Source organism: Vibrio sp. Vb1026 (assembly GCF_033338745.1).
In the GTDB taxonomy this organism is placed as follows: Bacteria; Pseudomonadota; Gammaproteobacteria; order Enterobacterales; family Vibrionaceae; genus Vibrio; species Vibrio alginolyticus.
In genome coordinates, this window is the sequence record NZ_JAWOTH010000010.1 from 1 (window position 1) to 18,702 (window position 18,702).

At 44.0% G+C, this 18,702-nt stretch carries 13 protein-coding genes; 5 read left to right on the plus strand and 8 right to left on the minus strand.

All coding sequences use genetic code 11. The features are described 5' to 3' along the window. Positions 1–150 precede the first annotated feature (150 nt). Positions 151–1,779, minus strand: a complete 1,629-nt coding sequence (locus R7E47_RS15240; protein WP_318084579.1) for a methyl-accepting chemotaxis protein — start codon at positions 1,777–1,779, stop codon at positions 151–153. Between the two features lie 155 nt (positions 1,780–1,934). Continuing rightward, the gene (locus tag R7E47_RS15245; RefSeq protein ID WP_017634954.1) at positions 1,935–2,201 is read right to left on the minus strand and encodes a hypothetical protein; all 267 of its coding nucleotides are present in this window, start codon (positions 2,199–2,201) and stop codon (positions 1,935–1,937) included. A 291-nt stretch (positions 2,202–2,492) separates the two neighbouring features. On the opposite strand from R7E47_RS15245, the gene R7E47_RS15250 reads away from it, so the two are divergent. Together R7E47_RS15250 and R7E47_RS15255 are read left to right on the plus strand one after the other, a co-directional pair. Then, the gene (locus R7E47_RS15250; RefSeq protein ID WP_318084581.1) at positions 2,493–3,821 is read left to right on the plus strand and encodes a sphingomyelin phosphodiesterase; all 1,329 of its coding nucleotides are present in this window, start codon (positions 2,493–2,495) and stop codon (positions 3,819–3,821) included. Continuing rightward, a complete protein-coding gene (locus tag R7E47_RS15255; RefSeq protein WP_047100813.1) occupies positions 3,818–4,774 on the plus strand; it encodes a hypothetical protein in 957 nt (318 codons plus the stop codon). Before R7E47_RS15250 ends, R7E47_RS15255 begins: the two co-directional genes overlap by 4 nt. Before the next feature lie 84 nt (positions 4,775–4,858). Here R7E47_RS15255 and trpS read toward each other — a convergent pair whose 3' ends face one another. Beyond that, positions 4,859–5,881, minus strand: a complete 1,023-nt coding sequence (gene trpS / locus R7E47_RS15260) for a tryptophan--tRNA ligase (protein ID WP_318084583.1) — start codon at positions 5,879–5,881, stop codon at positions 4,859–4,861. 601 nt (positions 5,882–6,482) lie between these two features. On the opposite strand from trpS, the gene R7E47_RS15265 reads away from it, so the two are divergent. Beyond that, positions 6,483–7,439: an AEC family transporter gene (locus R7E47_RS15265; protein ID WP_025766898.1), complete on the plus strand. Its 957-nt coding sequence runs from the start codon at positions 6,483–6,485 to the stop codon at positions 7,437–7,439. A 44-nt stretch (positions 7,440–7,483) separates the two neighbouring features. Here the strand turns inward: R7E47_RS15265 and R7E47_RS15270 are convergent, their stop codons facing one another. The 4 genes from R7E47_RS15270 to R7E47_RS15285 form a co-directional block, all read right to left on the minus strand. Beyond that, positions 7,484–7,939, minus strand: a complete 456-nt coding sequence (locus R7E47_RS15270; RefSeq protein WP_017635039.1) for a MarR family winged helix-turn-helix transcriptional regulator — start codon at positions 7,937–7,939, stop codon at positions 7,484–7,486. Positions 7,940–8,126: 187 nt separating this feature from the next. Beyond that, on the minus strand, positions 8,127–11,288 hold the full coding sequence (locus R7E47_RS15275) for an efflux RND transporter permease subunit (RefSeq protein ID WP_005378264.1): 3,162 nt from the start codon (positions 11,286–11,288) through the stop codon (positions 8,127–8,129). Between the two features lie 2 nt (positions 11,289–11,290). Then, entirely contained in the window at positions 11,291–12,430 is a 1,140-nt protein-coding gene (locus R7E47_RS15280) for an efflux RND transporter periplasmic adaptor subunit (RefSeq protein ID WP_017635040.1), read from the minus strand. A gap of 465 nt (positions 12,431–12,895) precedes the next feature. Then, complete coding sequence (locus R7E47_RS15285) at positions 12,896–14,533, minus strand: methyl-accepting chemotaxis protein (RefSeq protein ID WP_053307463.1); 1,638 nt, start codon at positions 14,531–14,533, stop codon at positions 12,896–12,898. Positions 14,534–15,307: 774 nt separating this feature from the next. Here R7E47_RS15285 and R7E47_RS15290 point away from each other — a divergent pair. Beyond that, complete coding sequence (locus R7E47_RS15290; protein WP_318084585.1) at positions 15,308–16,297, plus strand: Solitary outer membrane autotransporter beta-barrel domain; 990 nt, start codon at positions 15,308–15,310, stop codon at positions 16,295–16,297. A gap of 5 nt (positions 16,298–16,302) precedes the next feature. On the opposite strand, the gene R7E47_RS15295 is transcribed toward R7E47_RS15290, so the two are convergent. Then, the gene (locus tag R7E47_RS15295) at positions 16,303–16,551 is read right to left on the minus strand and encodes a hypothetical protein (RefSeq protein ID WP_064368010.1); all 249 of its coding nucleotides are present in this window, start codon (positions 16,549–16,551) and stop codon (positions 16,303–16,305) included. 818 nt (positions 16,552–17,369) lie between these two features. Here R7E47_RS15295 and R7E47_RS15300 point away from each other — a divergent pair. Beyond that, entirely contained in the window at positions 17,370–18,701 is a 1,332-nt protein-coding gene (locus R7E47_RS15300) for a cytochrome ubiquinol oxidase subunit I (RefSeq protein WP_064368008.1), read from the plus strand. Position 18,702: the final 1 nt, after the last annotated feature.

The following is an 18,702-nucleotide window of genomic DNA, read 5'->3' on the forward strand; positions in this document are numbered from 1 at the left end:
TTAGCATGAGTAGTTTTACAGGCAAAGCCGAAACGGATGATAACCACCTACTGAAGTAGGTGGTTTAGGGCTGAAAATAAATAAGCCGGACATTTCGTCCGGCTTATTTATTGTAGCAATGAGGTTAGGAATAAAGCTGAAACACAACAACTAGAGCTGGAATGAACCCATTCGAGTTTTCAAGTTGTGCGCTAGGCTACTAATCTGCTGACAAGCCACAGCCGTTTGTGAAGCTCCCTCAGCCATCTCTGTTGAAGCACTATTAATATGCTCCACACTGCGATTCAGCTCTTCGGATACAGAATTCTGCTCACTGCACGCCGTTGCGATTTGTGTGCTCATTTGCGCTATGTTATCGACAGAATGTTCAATTTCTTTTATCTGGCTATCAGCGTCATTAACTTGCTCAACACACTGAGAAATACCCTCCTGACAATCACGGCTTGAATGCCCTATTTTACTGCTGCTCTCTTGTAGTTGATTAACAATTTCCACAATTTGTGAAGTGGAGTCTTGAGTGCGTTGCGCCAGAGAACGAACCTCATCTGCCACAACAGCAAACCCACGTCCTTGTTCACCAGCCCGAGCGGCTTCAATTGCGGCGTTCAGTGCTAACAAGTTTGTTTGCTCGGCAATCCCGCGGATCACATCTACGACCACATTGATATTGTTTGAGCTCGATTCAAGCTCACGTGCCAGTTCATCTGATTCTTGGATCGTATGTGATACACGCTCAATTACTGCGATAGTTTGTTGTAACGTCACCGTTCCTTGCTTTGCCACTTCCGCAGCCGAATAAGCAGAGGTTGCGCCAACTTCGGTATTTTGTGCCACTTCACTTACAGCAGCTTGCATTTCTGTCATCGCAGAAGCCACCGAGCTAAGTTCAATTTGTTGATTTTGCATACCAGAAGCGGTCTGAGAAGAAATAGCACTCACTTCCTCTACTGCTGCCGTTAGCTGAATCGTTGAGTCATTAATCTCAGAAACCAACGAATGTAAGTTTGTTTGCATACCGACAAGCTCTTTGAGCAGCGTTCCTAACTCGTCTTTGCTCAATTCGCTTTCGTCGATTTGATTATTCAATTGACCCTTGGCGATTTTGGAAGCGAATTCCAGTGCTCGATCAACAGGCCCGCAGATGACTCGAGAAAGCAACATGGCAGACATTACCATGACCAATGCGACGACAAGCGCACCAACAGCAGCGCTGTATTGTGTAAATGCCGCTTCACTTTGTACTTCTTCACCAATCAAATTCACCAACTCATCGTTCAACGCGAGGGTATCATCCAAGCTGCTCAACGCTTTTGAGTAGGTATCGAAACTTGATAAAATTACATCATTTGCACTTTCAGCATCGCCTTGGCTTAGCAATACGTTGTAAGTCTTCGTTTCTTTGATGTATTGATTCCAAGTTTCTTTAAAAACGCTAAAGGACTGCGTTTCACGCTTATTAAGGTCGAGCTTTTCGTATTCTGCAATACCAGCCTGCACATCAGAACGCCATTGGTCGAGGCCTTTTAACCACTCACCAATTTTGGGGTGATTTGCGTTTGGCAATAAAGAGAACTCATCTTTACGCACTTTAGTAATATCAACTTGGATACCTTTCAAAATCGCAACAGAAGGTAAACTTTTATCTGTTAGCACTGAGATGTCTTTATTCAGTGTTAACAAACCTTGCACCAACATTACTGACATTAAACCAAACACGGCAAAAACGGTTAAATAACTAACCGATATTTTCTTTACGACACTTAAGTCTTTAATACGCATGCACTTTCTCCCCGCAGCCTTTCCAAACCTCTCACTTAAGTGAAAGCTTAACCTCTAAAACGCACTGTTTTTTGCGCTCGATATCATTGAACGCTCTTATATACATCGGCTTGAGAGATCAAATCTTGACCAGTAATTGATAGTTTTATCACATGCTATTTTAGAGATAGGCTCGCATGCTCCGTATTGTGTCTACATCTTTTCATGAGCGCTTCTCGGCGCAGATCCAAGATCTCATCGATGAGCTTTTCTTTCGCATTTATCCCAAAATGCTGGGCATAATTTTTTACTTTTGCTATCTCATTAGGTTGCAAGCGGTACACCTCTTTCTTTAAACGCGCTTCTGCTTCACTTCTAATCAAACCTTGCTCTTGTAACAATTTAATGATGGTTTCATCGGTTGGATTTACTGCTCTAGCCATGGTGCTCCATCTATCAATTTGAGTTCTAGCCATATAGCTAGATGAATGACGCCGCACAACTTATAGAGCAAAGATGACAGCTTGATTGCGGTGAATGCAATTCGTTGACTGTTGGTACTATTTTCCACCGCTTTAACGGCCACACACTCAATACCCCCATCCTAACCATTGAATAAAGATCACATTCTGATAACAATTTTCAGCGCTGGCTTAGATGTCATCCATATTTAACGTGCAAGTAACATTTATAAACAAGAATGATTGCTCTAGTTCAAATGATGGAAAAATAAGATGAAATTTTCGCAGTGGAGCCTTTTATTAAGTAGCTTGATAGCGTTACCCAGCATTGCAGATACCGACGTTTACCTAACGAATAACTCTGATCAACCGTTAACTATTCAAGTAAAACATGAAGGCAGTGATTTGCTTCAATACGGAGAAGAGTGGCAACAACATGTGCAGGTACTTGGTCCGTGGGAAACTAAATCTGTATTAAGCTTCAACCGCTGGGAGGGCGTGAAATCAAATCAAACTTACCGTTTTGAAACTGTGGTTTCTAGCCCCGAAGGTGAAAGCATAACACTCAATCAAATAATGGAAGGCCATTGGTACAATTCGACCATTGAATACGGCTTATCCGCAGCCGATGTCGAGTTATCTCTCAAAGATGATCGTAACATTCATCGTGCCAACACTAACGCTTTTGGTACGAGAGAAACCGAACTGGCATTTAAGTCAGACAGTACCGCTCGATATGATGATCTTTACTACACCATCACGCCAAGCAAGGTAGCGGAGTCTGTCGACAACGAAGAACAAAACCTTAAGTTGATGACTTATAACATCTGGGCGTTGACGGCTATTGCATCGCACATTGGAGATCGTTACGAACTGATTCCTCAACATGTAAAAGGTTACGATGTTTTGGCGCTGCAAGAGGTGTTTGCCAGCGGCCGTGAAGCATTCTTACGTGAGTTAGCCAAGGAATATCCTTACCAAACAAAGATGTTAGATAAAGAAGGCGTTAATATTCATGATGGTGGCGTAATCATAGTTAGTCGCTACCCTATCGTGAATGAAGCGCAATATGTCTTTCCCGATTGCTCTGGTACAGACTGCTTTGCCGATAAAGGCGTAAATTATGCGGAAATAATTAAAGGTGGTCAGGCTTACCACGTGTTTGCTACCCATACCGCATCTTTCGATACAGACACCGCCCGTGAGTATCGTCAGCGCCAGTTCAAACAAATCCGCGCACTCGCCCAATCTCTTAACATTCCTTCAAGCGAAACTGTGGTTTACAGCGGCGACTTTAACGTAAACAAAAGAAAGTTCCCTGGTGACTACCAACAAATGATCGCTAACTTAAGTGCCATAGAGCCTCACTACTCTGGTTACACGGAGTCAACCTTTGATCCCCGTATCAATAACTTCGCAGGTGAAGCGTTATCAGGTGGCGAAAACGTGGAATACCTTGACTATGTTATGGTGAGTAGTGAATACGGGGTGAAATCATTCAATGACAACCGTGTAGACGTGCCGCGCACAACCGCAGAGAGTTTATGGAAACACTATAACCTTTCTGACCATTTCCCAGTAAGCGCAACAATCAAGCCATGAAGAAAATCGCTTTGATAATCATGTCCGCCATTATGGCGGGCATGATATTTTTAACTTTCAATCACGATGTTCAAAAAAAAGAGCTCGCTTCCTCTCCTTCCCCTAAGACAAAAAATCAGAGTGTCTCCAGTACATCACCACAAACAAGCAGCATCGTGCCCGATACGGATACTTCACCACAAACAGCTAACCTCCCTTCCACAGTTCAAATAACGACTGAGCGATTAACTCAACTCAAAGGCAGGAAACTTGTCGCTGAACTTGAGACGTTTTGGCATGAGTGTATGTTGAACCGTAGTTGTGAAGAGCAGATCGCCTTGTTTGAGGCGCATTTATCTTCAGCTCGATTCCAGCTTTTGGCGAACTACCCTCAGCTCAGCAGCCAATGGCAAGAGAGTGTAGGAAATTTGTTATTTGATAAGCAACAATCACTGGCGTCGCGTATTGCACAGCTGAAGAACGAAGCAAGAAGCATCTGGGGAGAATTGGCTGATGTTGTTTTCGCGGATGAGTTCGCGCTGTACGATTTCAACTTAGAAGCCCAAAAGCTGGACACTCAAAGCCCAGATAACTTTTTGCGAGCTTTCGAGCAACTCACCATTGACTGGCAAGAACATGCAGGTGCTATCGGGCTAACAAGCGACCAGGAAAAATATGAGCGTGCGGTCACCCTGATTCCTAATAGTATGAGCCTACCAGATCGCTTGGCGCTCATCGCAGAGCTAGAACGAACTTACTTAACGAAAGAAGAAAGTAAAAACATTCATGCTCGTCAGCAGCAAATTACAGAGCAAAAAAAACAAGTCAAAGATTACCAACAAGCATTACAACAACTTGAGTCCAAGCTAAGAACGCAAAGAGCTTCTAGCCATTCAAATTTGTCAGAACCGGAATGGCAAAGCTATTACCAACAAGAAGTCGCGGATTTTCGTCGTGAATTTTTTTCTTCTTAACAATGCGCTTTGACTGACTGGGAACTTAAAAAGGCACGTTGCTAACCAGCCGTCGTGCCTTATGTTCAACTCTCTACTTTTAATTCAGAACAAATTTAAACCAAATACATCTTTCACATCAAATAGCACTTTTTCGGTTTTCTCGCGAGAACGCTCACTACCTTGTTTTAAAATATCAATCAGCTGCGCTTTATCATTCAAATACATAGCGCGCTTTTCTCGAATAGGGCGAAGCATCTCTTGTAAGCATTCTTCTAACACTTTCTTGGTCAAACCATCACCTAACCCACCTCGTCGATAATGGTCTTTTAGCTTTTCGACATAATTTTTATCAGGATGAAAAGCATCGAGGTAGATGAATACAATATTCCCTTCGACTTGGCCTGGGTCCTCAATTTTCAGATGATTGGGATCGGTATACATAGATTTCACTGCCGCGGAAATCTCCTTTTCGGAGGCCCCTAAGTTGATTGCGTTCCCCATGCTTTTAGACATCTTATTTTTACCGTCAGTACTCGGCAAACGAGGTGCATCGCTAAGTAATGGACGGCATTCTCTAAGAACTTCTTTTCCACCCAGATGGTTTATTTTTCTCACGATTTCATTAGTTTGCTCTAACATCGGCAGCTGGTCATCACCCACTGGTACTAGCGTCGCATGAAACCCCGTAATATCAGCAGCTTGAGAAATTGGATACGTTAAAAAGCCTGCGGGAATAGAGCGTTCAAAGCCTTTACTTTGAATCTCATTTTTAACCGTGGGGTTTCGCTCTAATCGTGCGATAGAAACAAGATTACTGTAATACATTGTCAACTCGGCTAACGCTGGAATTTGAGATTGCAACGTGATCGTAGTTTGAGCGGGGTTGATACCAACAGCCAAATAATCTGCAACGACATTGAGAATATTAGAGGATACCTTTGATGGATTATGCGCGTTATCCGTCAACCCTTGCATGTCCGCGACCAAGATCGTTTGCTCGTGCTCCGTTTGCAATTTGACTCGTTGTTGCAATGAACCAATATAGTGCCCGAGGTGTAATGGACCTGTTGCTCGATCTCCGGTAAGTATAATTTCACGCTGAGATGTATTTTTATGGCTATTCATATTTGTCTCCAAGTATTTAATAGATCGCTACTGGAGATAAAAAGATCAAACACTCTTAGCTACCATCCAGCAGCTTAAGAATGTAAGTATTCCGCGCCGCTCTATTTAGAGCGCCACCAAGAGAAGGTTGTTAATGAAGGGCGAACGTGTATTTTCATGTTTTTTAAACTAACAGCACACACCGCAGAACTCAATCTGTTTTGTACTGAATTAGTGTGAGTGTTCCAACAGCGAATTAAGAGGATTACATTGGTAAAGACATCGCAATGACCAAAACCGCACCAAATACCGAACCAGAGACAAACGCACACAGTACAGTTTTGTTGTGTTTCCTTTTCATTGATGAACTCCTATCCATAACTACGATGACCAGCCCTCACATCTAATACGCATGTGGATGCATCACGACAACGAGTTAACCAACATATCGCACGTAGGACCAGTACCGCTTTGTTAAATTGGGACCTCGTCCATAACTTGGAGTGTAAATGACTCCGGAACCTACAACAGAAGAAAATTTCATTACGTTACTGTCCTACCCTCCGGGTTTGTGGCTTAATAGGCAGCAGGAACACTTTTTTCTTTTGCTGCGGATACTTACATGGAAGCTGTTTTACATCAGTTGCAATTCTCTTTGTCGATAACCGGACCTATCTGTTTGATGTTGGTACTTGGCGTTCTTTTTAAGCGCTTTGGTCTAATCAACGATAATTTTATCGAAGTAGGCTCTAAGCTGGTGTTTCAAGTTACCTTGCCTGCGATGTTATTTGTCAGCATTGTGGCTTCAGAACACGACTTTTCCGCGGCAAGTGGATTCGTCAATTTCGGCGTCATCGCTAGTATTTCGTTTTTCATTTTCACCTACCTTTCCGTCAAACTTCTGTTCAAAGCATCGCCTGACCAAGGCGTTCTCATCCAAGGTGGGTTCCGAGCAAATACAGGTATTATTGGTATCGCTTACGTTGCCAATGCGTATGGTTCTCAAGGTGTGGCGCTAGCAGCGCTCTATGTCGCGGTCACCACATTTATTTATAACGTCCAAGCGGTAATTTGCTTATCGCCCAAGGGGGCAACGTCTGCCTCGCAAGCAGCAAAGATGATGGGCCGAACACTGACTAGGAATCCGCTCATAATCTCCATTGTTCTAGGAATGGCTTTTTATTTACTCGCTATTCCAGTACCGAATGTGGTTATTGACGCAGGAGACTACTTGTCCAAAATGACATTGCCTTTAGCGCTGTTGTGTACGGGTGGCTCACTTGACTTTAGCTTGATGAGAAAAGAGAAAGGTCCATCTTGGTTTGCGAGCAGTTACAAGCTCATCGTAGCGCCAGTCATCATCACCATGGGAGCTTACTTAGTAGGGTTTCGAGGAATTGAGCTAGGTATTCTTTTCTTTATGAACGCCTCTCCAGTCGCTGCTGCCAGCTATGTCATGGCGCGTTCCATGGGAGGCAATGCCACGTTAGCTGCAAATATCATCGCACTCACTACGGTGCTTTCTACCGTGACCTGTACGTTGGGCATCCTATTTCTTAAGTTCTACAGCTTAATATAATTGGTCCGCGATAAAATAAAAACGCTAAACGGCATTGATGTCAGTTACTGGTCGTGATTCGCAAAAGTGAGCTTTCTTACCAGACGAAAAAATTCACTCGCTTCAGATTCCGACAAACAAGAAAAAAACTCTTTCTGTAAATTCGTCATGATTTGATGAACTTGCTTTAAAGCATTTGCTCCCTCTTTTGTCATGCTTAGCATTTTAAGGCGCTGATTCGATTTACTTTTAGAAACTTGAACAAACCCTCTCTTTTCCAGATTGTCCACCATCCGCTTTGCTACACTTCGCTCAGTTCGAACCGCATCAGCCAACGCTTGCTGGCTCATAGGTTGAAATTCTTCTAAAGCGGCCAGTGCACTTGCCATTTCTAGTGTCATCAAATTTTGCCGAGACAGCTCGGCTTGGGCACGATTGCGGTACATACGCTGCATCACACCGCAGACAAACATAGGGCTTTGATCCAAAACGGAAATTGGGGAAATTTTCTGATCTTTCATCGTCGTTTTTCTTCTTTAGGCTTTCATTCGGCCGAAAAGGCTGTGCTGATACTGCACACAACACGCCGTCTTTCAGGCTCGCGTCATAGACGGTAACCACCAAGTGAAAACATAAAATAAAGAGCGCCGAAGCGCCCTTTAATCGTGTTTATTATCACTAGTATAACTCAGTTAAAACAACCAAGTCCTACTCGCTTTGCTGAGTGGGTTTAGTGCTGGTCTCAGACAACTCTGCCTCCGACTCTTTTCTCGCACGTCGATCAAACAATCGCTCAACCACTACAAAGAAGATTGGGACGAAGAATATACCCAATATCGTGGCACTGATCATGCCACCAAGTACGCCGGTACCTACTGCGTTTTGACCTGCCGATCCCACACCTGAACTGATAGCAAGTGGTACCACACCCAAACCAAAAGCAAGCGATGTCATGATAATTGGGCGCAGACGAACGCGAACAGCATGTAAGGTTGCTTCGATAAGCCCAGCGCCTTTCTCATAGTAGTCCTTTGCAAACTCAACAATCAGAATGGCGTTTTTGGTTGCCAAGCCGACCGTAGTTAATAAGCTCACCTGGAAGAACACATCGTTATCCATACTGCGCGTCATTACCGCAAGCACAGCACCAAGCACACCAAGAGGAACAACTAACACCACGGCGAAAGGTACTGACCAACTTTCATACAAAGCGGCAAGAACTAAGAATACGACGAGGATAGATAGCGCATATAGCATCGGCGCTTGGTTTCCGGAAAGGCGCTCTTCATACGAAATACCATTCCAGTTCACCGTGAAACCTTCTGGTAGCTTTTCTACCATTGCTTCAATTTCTTCCATGGCTTCACCAGTACTTACACCAGGAGCTGCACCGCCTTGAATATTCATTGCTGGCAAACCATCAAAGCGCTGCAAAAGAGGAGAACCATATGTCCACTCGCCACTCGCAAAAGCAGAGAAAGGCACCATCTCTCCCTTAGCGTTGCGTACGTACCATGAATCGAAGTCTTTTGGCTGCATGCGGTATTCCGCATCACTTTGCACCATCACTTTCTTCACACGACCGCGGTCAATATAATCGTTAATGTAAGCCCCGCCCCATGCAGCTGACAGGATTTGGTTTACGTCATTGATACTGACATCCAAAGCACGAAGTTTGACGTGGTCAATGTTCACTTTGTACATTGGCGCATCTGCCTGACCGTTTGGACGAACACCGACAAGTTTCGGGTTTTGTGCTGCCATGCCCAGAAGTTGCCCTTGAGCCGCAACTAATGCATCGTGCCCTTTATTCAACGAGTCTTGGAGATAGAAATCGAAACCTGTCGAGTTACCTAGCTCTTGAATCGCTGGAGGGGCGAACGCAAACACCAAAGCTTCTTTAATGGTAGAGAAGTACCCCATCGCTCGGCCCGTAATGGAAGCCGCATCAGCGCCAGGCGCTTCACGCTCAGACCAATCTTTCAGGCCGATAAATGCCATCCCCATGTTTTGGCCTTGACCTGCGAAACTAAAGCCCGCAACAGAGAAGACGGATTTTACATTGTCTTTTTCGTCTACTAGGTAAAAGTCACGCATTTTCTCAAGTGTTTTTTCCGTCTGTTCTTGTGTTGAGTTAGGCGGCAAAATAGCCATTGAGAATACTGTGCCTTGGTCTTCATCTGGCAAAAATGACGTTGGAAGGTTCATAAATAACCAGCCAGCACCTGCACTCATTGCCAAAAATACAACCAACATGCGACCTGTGCGTTTTAGAAGTTTGGCAACGCCGGTTTCATAGCCTGCTGTCATCGCATCAAACTTGCGGTTAAACCAGCCAAAGAAGCCTTTCTTCTCTAGAAGCTCAGCATCGCCTTTTTTCAGCAACGTAGCGCACAATGCCGGAGTCAGAATTATCGCAACCAAAACGGAAAGCGTCATAGCCGCCACAATAGTTATCGAGAACTGACGGTAAATAACCCCGGTAGAACCAGACATAAACGCCATAGGGACGAATACCGCTGAAAGCGTCAACCCCACACCAATCAGGGCACCAGTGATCTGCCCCATCGATTTTTTGGTCGCTTCTTTGGGCTCTAAACCATCTTCATGCATCACACGCTCGACGTTTTCCACCACAACGATGGCATCATCCACCAGCAAACCGATAGCCAGAACCATCGCGAACATGGTTAACGTGTTTACGCTAAATCCAGTCGCGTACAAAATAGCGAAGGTTCCGAGCAATACGACAGGCACTGCGATCGTTGGAATGATCGTCGCACGGAAGTTCTGCAAGAACAGGTACATGATTAAGAACACAAGAAGAATAGCTTCTAATAGCGTTTTAACTACTTCTTGAATCGAGGCTTTGACGAATGGTGTTGTTTCAAATGGGTAAGCAATCTGCAACCCTTCTGGGAACGTTGCACTCAGTTGTTCTAAGCGCTCTTTTACCGCATTGGCTGTCTCAAGCGCGTTTGCGCCAGTACCTAATGAAATACCTAACCCCGATGCTGGGAAGCCATTATATTGGCCTCGAATATCATAACTTTCTGCACCACGCTCAACGCGAGCTACATCTTTCAAATAAACATTCGAACCACTGGCGTCGGACTTAAGAATGATGTCTTGGAACTCTTCTACACTGCTCAAACGACTTGCAGAAGAAATCGTAGCATTCAACAACTGACCCTCCTGCGCAGGTGCCGCACCAAGTTGACCTGAAGAAACTTGCGCGTTCTGTTCACTGATTGCATTTGCTACGTCGATCGCGGTCAAGTTGAATTGCGTAAGCTTAAATGGATCCAGCCAAACTCGCATCGCATACTGCGCACCAAACGCCTGCACTTGTCCTACGCCAGTTACACGACTTATCGGGTCTTGAATATTCGTTACAACAAAGTCGCCGATATCGTTTTCTGTAAAGTCAGGATCTTCAGAATAAACTGCGACAACCATGAGAAATGCCGTATTGGATTTATTGACGACAATACCTTGGTTTTGTACCTCCATCGGCAATGAAGTCAATGCCAATTGCAGTTTGTTCTGCACCTGTACTTGCGCGATATCAGGATCAGCTTCGCTATCAAACGTCAGGGTAATTGTCGCATTACCAAATGCATCACTGCTCGATGATAGGTAGCGAAGGTAATCTAATCCTGTCATGTTTTGCTCGATAACCTGCGTTACCGAGTCTTCAACGGTTTTTGCTGATGCACCTGGATAGCGAGCACTGATGGTGATCGTCGTCGGTGAAATCGTTGGGTATTGCGAGACGGGTAAATTGAATAATGACATTACCCCCGCCAACATCGTTAGAATCGCGAGAACCCAAGCAAATACCGGACGATCGATAAAAAATCGTGCCATGATTACTCCTGTTCACCGTTTTGGATAGTTACCGAACTGCCTGGCCCTACCTTTTGTAAACCGGCGGTAATGACTTTATCACCCGCGTTCAAACCATCAATAATGCGCCATTGGCTATTGATCGCTTCGGCAGTCTTCACTGGTTTCGCTTCCACTTTGTTCTCGCCATTAACCGTCATCACTGTCGCTTTACCTGTCGCATCACGAGATACCGTATTTTGTGGTATTAGAATCGCATCAGGGTCGACACCAGTAATGACCGTCGCACGAACAAACATTCCAGGTAGCAACAAACCGTCAGGGTTTGGGAATTCGGCACGAAGCGTCACGCTGCCCGTACTTTCGTTCACATTGACCTCAGTAAATTTCATTGTGCCTTTGTGTTCGTAAGTGCTGCCATCTTCAAGCATCAATGTAACTTGCGCAGAGTCATCTTCTTGCATATGGCCTTGGGAGAGTGATGCTTTCAAACGCAGCAGTTGCGCGGATGATTGCACAATATCAACATTGATAGGGTCAAGCTGCTGAATGGTCGCTAATTTGGCAGCTTGGTTAGCCGTAACCAACGCACCCGCTGTCACACTCGATTTACCGATCACCCCGCTAATCGGAGCTTTGACTTGCGTATAATCTAAGTTGATTTTTGCTGTGTTGATCTTGGCTTTTGCGACTAGGACCTGCGCTTTCGCTTCTTTGTATGCCGCTTCTGCTTCATCCAAGTCTTGTTGGCTGATGGATTTTTTGGTGATCAAGGTTCTGTAACGCTTCACCGTGGCATAGGTCGACTCTGCCGCAGCTTGCGCACGGATTAATTCCGCTTCAGCGCTCAGCAAATCCGCCTGAAATGATGAATCATCAATTTGATATAGCGACTGTCCTTGTTCAACAAGGCCACCTTCAACAAAATTTCGCTCCGAAATAATGCCAGTGACTTGCGGACGAACTTCTGCTTCTTTGAATGCTCTGCTACGACCCGGCAACTCTACTGTCAATGCTTGGCGCGTTGGCTGCACTGTTAACACTTCTACTTCGGTTACGGGCGCAGGCCCCCCACCTTGGCTCGATCCTTCTTCGCTAGGTTGACATCCAACCACAAAAAGGCTCGACGCAATCAGCAGAGATAGCGTGGTTTTACGTCTCATGAATTTTTCTCTCTTATCTACCGACAAGCCTTCAAGATTCCTTATTAAAAGCTTCTAGAATGACTTAATAATGACTAATGGATGTATATCCAGAACAAATTAATTAGGATGATAAATACCCAGTGTTGTACATACAACAAAATTTACAGTTCTATACGCTTACGAAAAACGTTTATGGTAAAGGTGTTATGAAGTTCTCAAATTTGAAGATTTTGGGTTGGAAATCACATTTTCCTGTGTGCAATTGCAATGGTTAAAAAGCAGCAAAAGTGATGATAAAAGCATCATTACGCTGTACAGAGTTTGTTACCGCTGTCTAGGGTTATTTGCCCACTCTGGTATACGAACTAAAGTGAGAAAGGAATGTAAATATAGTCGAAATTTCACAAGTCAGGTTCGCCACTTATCTAAAAAATAACCCGCTAAGAAGCGGGTTATTTCGTCAGTGAGATTGCTGTTCTCAGCTTATACTTTGAACTGACTGACCTGATGATCTAAACGTTGAGTTTGCTCTGACAACATGGCTAAAGAAGCTTGCGCTTGGTTTACGATTTCCACAATTGAAGTGCTACTGTCTGCAATGCCTTGTACGTTGCTATTTACTTCGTCACTTACTGTACTTTGCTGGCTCGCAGCCGTTGCAATGTGTGTATTCATCTCGTTCATACGTGAAATCGCGTTCAAGATTTCAGAAAGGGATTCACTCGCTCGGCCAGCGGACTTGATCGTTTCATCACTGCTATTTTGGCTACCGCGCATCACTTCTACAGCTTGTCCTGCACCAGATTGTAGCTTTTCAATCATGGTTTGGATTTCTCCCGTACTCTGTTGCGTACGACTGGCTAAAGAACGAACCTCGTCCGCTACCACAGCAAAGCCTCGCCCTTGCTCTCCAGCGCGAGCCGCTTCAATGGCTGCGTTAAGCGCTAATAAGTTTGTTTGCTCGGCAATACCACGAATTACATCCAGTACGGACGCAATGTTACTCACATCATGATCCAATGTGTTAATGACGTGGCTTGCGCTTTCGATTTCACTTGCGAGGCTGCGAATTGAGCTAACCGTTTGATCCAAAATAACATTGGTATTGGTAAGTTCATCATTCGCTGTTTGGCTCGCAACCGCAGCTTCGTTAGCGCTATCGCTTACATTTCTGCTGGTGACTTGCATTTCATGCACTGCCGCCGCTACCGCCTCGCTATCTTTTTGCTGAGAAACGGTCGAGTTCGCGATGGTCGTGGTCAACGAGCTAAGATTTGCCATTTCGTTACGTAAGGTATTTGAGCTTTCAATTACCTGAGCGACTGTCATTTGAATTTTGGACACAAACTGGTTAAATGCGTCTGCTAAATTGCCAATTTCGTCTTGTGTTTTTACATCGATTCGCTGACTTAGATCACCTTCACCGGACGCAATTTCTGTCATCGCATTTTTAATATCATTGATAGGCTTCACAACCGTTTGCAACAACAAAAAAGCCATCGCGATAGCGGCAAAAATAACAATCACAATGCCAGCCTCAAGAATGAGTTCTGCTCTTGTTGCAGCCGCTGATATTTCGTCCTTCAATTGGCTTTGCTTTTCTTCTATTGCATCTTTTACAACGTTAAGCTGCGCTCTAACCTCGATAAATTGGTCTTCAAAGGTATGTTTGTGCTCATTGTAGTAACCACGCCATTGAGATTGAGGTAAACGTAGCATCGCCTCATAACTTGCTAACCACTTTTCACCCAAAGAGACAAGCGTTCGAACTTCATTACCATGTGTAGAAGGCATCACACCGGCTTGTGATAGCTCAATCATTTGTTCCATACGTGGCAGTGCTTTGTAGGCGTTGTCTTTGTATTCACCGATGTGATGATCAATATCGTTTTGAGTATCAGAAAGTGCAACACCTTGGATTGCAGATGTTGCTTGGTAAAGATCGCGATAAGCATCCTCAATCGTTAATAAGTTCGGCACGATCTGTTCGTTGAGTGTCTCACTCAATTCAGATTGCTTCCAACTTGTCATAACGTTTAATACAGAGCTCACAATAAACAATCCAATAATCAATGACAGCGGAATCACTATCTTCTGCTTGATCGTTAAGTTCTGGAACATGAATAGACTCTCTTTATTTATGGTATACAAACTGCCGGAAATTATATCAAACAAATAGAGTATACCATTAGGTAAAAGAGGCTATTCAACATGAAATCTAATGACTTTTTGACAAGGGTTCTAATTTCAACAATTAGTTGATTTTATACAAAATTTAACAAATAGATCTTTTCAAAAGATGCAAATTAAAATGCTCTTTCAAAACGAAAAATATGTAACAGAAAGTGAATTTAAAGGGACCACATTTTGAAGAATAGATCGACTCAATGATTTACTGAGGACACATACAAAACACAGTTCTTGGATTGAGCACCACCGCGGAATATGCAAAGGTCCGAACATTTCTTCTAAAGCTCAAAAAAACCATTGTTTATCTGACGTATTTAAGGGTACTCCTTGATGATGTTAGTCGTGATGTTGGCAGACAGGATGCTTACAAGTTTTCGAAGTTAACCAGTAGCACAGTGAACGATTCAGATTTTCTTGAGCGCCAAGGCAATAAAAAAGTTTGCTATTTTCCTCTCAAGAGACACATTAAAGAAAATAATGCAACCTAGTCACAAAGTCTTGCTACATCTTCAGAAAAGAATGATGTTGCTAAACAAATCTGGTGCAGCATACACATTGAAGCTAAACTCGTTTAAGGAACTTTTTCATATCAATATGAGAAAACATAGATTTCTCAAAGTTACACCGACCATTCAACGATTAAACTAATGTTAGCGTACCGGTACGTCCGAAAACTCCATGCATGAACCATTTGAAAGAGCAAAAATGTTCCAACCCAACTTCGCCTCAGTGGAGTGGCGAGTCGTTTCGCTCGCTCTCCTACTCTCTCTTCCTCACACTGCTCAAGCGGATCCACTAGATAAGGAAATTAGCAACCTTCTCCAACAACGTTTTTCTATCGCGGTGTTGCTGTCCGACACTGACGCAATTGCGTTTGGTATTGGCGACTTTGATCCGAATGCATTATTTGATACCGCCAACCCAGAGTTCGGGACTGACGAGTCAATCAATGAACGTCGAAGCAAATCCGTATATGTTCTCCCTTACACGACTAACTTTGACATAGAGGGCAGCGAGGACTTACATGAGCTGTCGTTTAAGGCATTTACGATACAAACAGAGAATGATCTCAAACTATTCGGCACAAGTAAGGATCTTCTCAAGGAAAGGACATACGGTGCATCGATTGGTTATGGGTATCTATACAAAGCAAGTGAAAACGTCACCCTTAGCACCAGAACGACGACTCACCTTATGCGTTATAAAAACTCATTCTCTACCGATAATAAACTTTCATCCATCATTGGAAGAATCCTAGACGGCCGTGCCGTTAACGTTTCAGCATGGGCGGCAATAGTTCAACCATCCATTAAAGCCAAATACACGTCTCCCACAAGTTGGGGGAAATGGCATGCCAGTTCGACATTGAATTCATTCATTGGGCACAGCTGGGGAAGCGCAAATAACGGCAATATAGGCAACCCTAAAGGTTGGTACCTATCTAATGAAATCACCGGTTACTACAATGTTTATCACGGTGAGCAAGCTTTATTTACTGGGATTAAAAGAGTCGACCTTTCGCATGATTTAAGCGACGAACTTGGAAGTCCGCATTACTACGAAGCTTCTATAGGATGGCTATTTTATGCACCAAAGCCCTTTGATTGGTTGGACAATTTCGGCATAGGCGTTAACTTCAACTACGGCTCGACTCTCAGAGGTGGCAGCATTCAACTTTACTACAACAAACAATAAAGCCGTCAGTACATGAACCAGTTGGTAGCATATATAACAAGAAGAACTAGAAGACACAAAAGGAATGGCAGAGTTAGCGTCTTCGCAAACTTTTTCATGAGACTTGGGTTATCAAACACCACACCTTCCGCTTCTCTTACCCTTCGCTCTTCGTCAAAATGCCATTTAATGGCTAAGTAGGCTCCTATCCCTAATACAATAAGCTTAAAAGCTCCAGCAAAGTAAGGAAAGAAATTAGCCCAACTGTCGTTCATTATCCATCTCCATCAAATTCAATATCAGCTTTGCGGTGGCAGAATCCAAGATTCATGTAGAATGCCCTCCCCTCAAAGTCAGACTCTCTGGCTAGCGCCAGTCTACTGCTCGAGATAGCTGTCCACAACTCTCTTTACCAGATCGGCATTTATCAATTATTTAATAAATAACAAGAAAGACACTAGCACACTTGCTGAAAAGTAAGTGTCAGTTTGGATTGAAACTCATCAGGAATCGAAAATGGTCCGCAGTCGACTTGTTGATCTAGTGAAAGCCAAATTACCTAGCGCTAAATCGTTCGCTAGTATAAAAATGTAGCCTATCGCACTTCTGGTCGAGTGCTAACGAACTTATGATGCATATGTCATTAGCGGTGCAATTTTAAGTTTATCAATTAGCTAAAGCTTCCCACCTTAACTGCCAGTAAGTTTGCTGTGTTTGAGATGATCTCGACATGACTAGTGTTTAAATAGTATGGAGGTTCAAAGTGAAGGCAAGGCAAATTTCCTTACTAAAAACATTGTTTCTGTAATTTTATTTCAGGATTATCGAAACCATCATAAGGATAATTCGAACTAATCTTAATCCATGCTCCTTCAGTTACATTTGCTTTCTTTTACTCACTTCTCGCGACTATTAGTGGCATTTTGAGACAATTTCCTACACTCCTTTCTTTGTCTTAGTTGATATAAATCATGGTTAGAAGAAAACAGAATCACCTGTATTTCTCGATACATGAATCCAAACTGCCCGACTTTTCGTAACTAAATTACAGATAGACACGATTTTTAGTATGGCACGTTTTTGAGGAACCAAGATGTTAGATACCCTCATGCTGTCGCGGATCCAGTTCGCGGCCAATATCAGCTTTCACATTCTCTTCCCGACCATCACCATCGCGTTGGCATGGATGTTGGTGTTTTTCAAGTGGCGATATAACCGCACACAAGCCCCCGTATGGCTCGATGTTTATTACTTCTGGGTCAAGATATTCGCTCTTACTTTCGCCTTAGGTGTGGTATCCGGCATTACGATGAGTTTCCAGTTTGGTACCAACTGGCCAGGCTTTATGGAACGAGTCGGAAACGTCGCAGGACCATTGCTCGGATACGAAGTGATGACCGCCTTCTTTATGGAAGCCACCTTCCTGGGTGTAATGCTTTTTGGACGAGGACGAGTACCGGAATGGGTTCATACTCTCGCCACCGTTCTGGTTGCTGTTGGGACAAGTATGTCCGCATTTTGGATTCTGGTGCTTAACAGCTGGATGCACACACCAAGTGGCTATGAAGTGATTGACGGCATTGTTCATGTGACCAGTTGGAAAGACGTCATTTTCAATCCTTCTTTACCGTACCGTCTTCTACACACGCTATTAGCATCGGCGCTGACTGCCAGCTTCTTGATTGCGGGTATCTCGGCTTATCAAATAATGAAAAAGCCAGATCATCGCTCAGCCAAACTTGGCCTAAAAGTCGCGCTGTTCGCGGCAGCTGGATTCATCCCGGTACAAATCTTTGTCGGTGACCTTCACGGGTTAAACACGCTTGAACATCAACCTGCAAAAATTGCAGCGATGGAAGGTGTGTGGGAGACCGAGCAAGGCGCACCTCTTCTACTATTTGCGATGCCAAATGAAGAAACTCGCAGCAATGATTTTGAAGTGGGCATCCCAAAGCTGGCGAGTTTGATTCTTACTCATGACTTAGACGGGGAAATCCAAGGACTTAACGAGTTTGCGCCTGACCACCCGCCAGTGAAACCCTTGTTCTTTGGTTTCCGCGTGATGGTTGGTGTAGGTGTCCTTATGCTGCTAGTTAGCTGGTATGGCGCGGTGAAGCTAACACGCAAAAAATCGCTACCTAAACCTTACCTATACACAGTATTAGCCATGACGTTCTCTGGTTGGATAGCCACACTGGCGGGTTGGTATGTTACTGAGATTGGTCGACAACCTTGGTTGGTCAGCGGTGTATTGCGAACATCCGAAGCCGTCACCACGGTTGCGAGCAGTAGCGTGATGACTTCGCTCATTATGTACTTAGCCATTTATGCTGCATTGCTGGTTGCGTACATCCATACCCTATTCTATTTGGCGCGCAAAGACGTTGCAGCCCATGAAGTCCCACCGACACAACAAGAGGCCTAAT

What these genes read in the sequence shown, in the direction of transcription:
- R7E47_RS15240 (WP_318084579.1), bottom strand. Translation starts at nt 1,779, where the DNA reads ATGCGTATTAAAGACTTAAGTGTCGTAAAGAAAATATCGGTTAGTTAT.
- R7E47_RS15245 (WP_017634954.1), bottom strand. Translation starts at nt 2,201, where the DNA reads ATGGCTAGAGCAGTAAATCCAACCGATGAAACCATCATTAAATTGTTA.
- R7E47_RS15250 (WP_318084581.1), top strand. Translation starts at nt 2,493, where the DNA reads ATGAAATTTTCGCAGTGGAGCCTTTTATTAAGTAGCTTGATAGCGTTA.
- R7E47_RS15255 (WP_047100813.1), top strand. Translation starts at nt 3,818, where the DNA reads ATGAAGAAAATCGCTTTGATAATCATGTCCGCCATTATGGCGGGCATG.
- trpS (WP_318084583.1), bottom strand. Translation starts at nt 5,881, where the DNA reads ATGAATAGCCATAAAAATACATCTCAGCGTGAAATTATACTTACCGGA.
- R7E47_RS15265 (WP_025766898.1), top strand. Translation starts at nt 6,483, where the DNA reads ATGGAAGCTGTTTTACATCAGTTGCAATTCTCTTTGTCGATAACCGGA.
- R7E47_RS15270 (WP_017635039.1), bottom strand. Translation starts at nt 7,939, where the DNA reads ATGAAAGATCAGAAAATTTCCCCAATTTCCGTTTTGGATCAAAGCCCT.
- R7E47_RS15275 (WP_005378264.1), bottom strand. Translation starts at nt 11,288, where the DNA reads ATGGCACGATTTTTTATCGATCGTCCGGTATTTGCTTGGGTTCTCGCG.
- R7E47_RS15280 (WP_017635040.1), bottom strand. Translation starts at nt 12,430, where the DNA reads ATGAGACGTAAAACCACGCTATCTCTGCTGATTGCGTCGAGCCTTTTT.
- R7E47_RS15285 (WP_053307463.1), bottom strand. Translation starts at nt 14,533, where the DNA reads ATGTTCCAGAACTTAACGATCAAGCAGAAGATAGTGATTCCGCTGTCA.
- R7E47_RS15290 (WP_318084585.1), top strand. Translation starts at nt 15,308, where the DNA reads ATGTTCCAACCCAACTTCGCCTCAGTGGAGTGGCGAGTCGTTTCGCTC.
- R7E47_RS15295 (WP_064368010.1), bottom strand. Translation starts at nt 16,551, where the DNA reads ATGAACGACAGTTGGGCTAATTTCTTTCCTTACTTTGCTGGAGCTTTT.
- R7E47_RS15300 (WP_064368008.1), top strand. Translation starts at nt 17,370, where the DNA reads ATGTTAGATACCCTCATGCTGTCGCGGATCCAGTTCGCGGCCAATATC.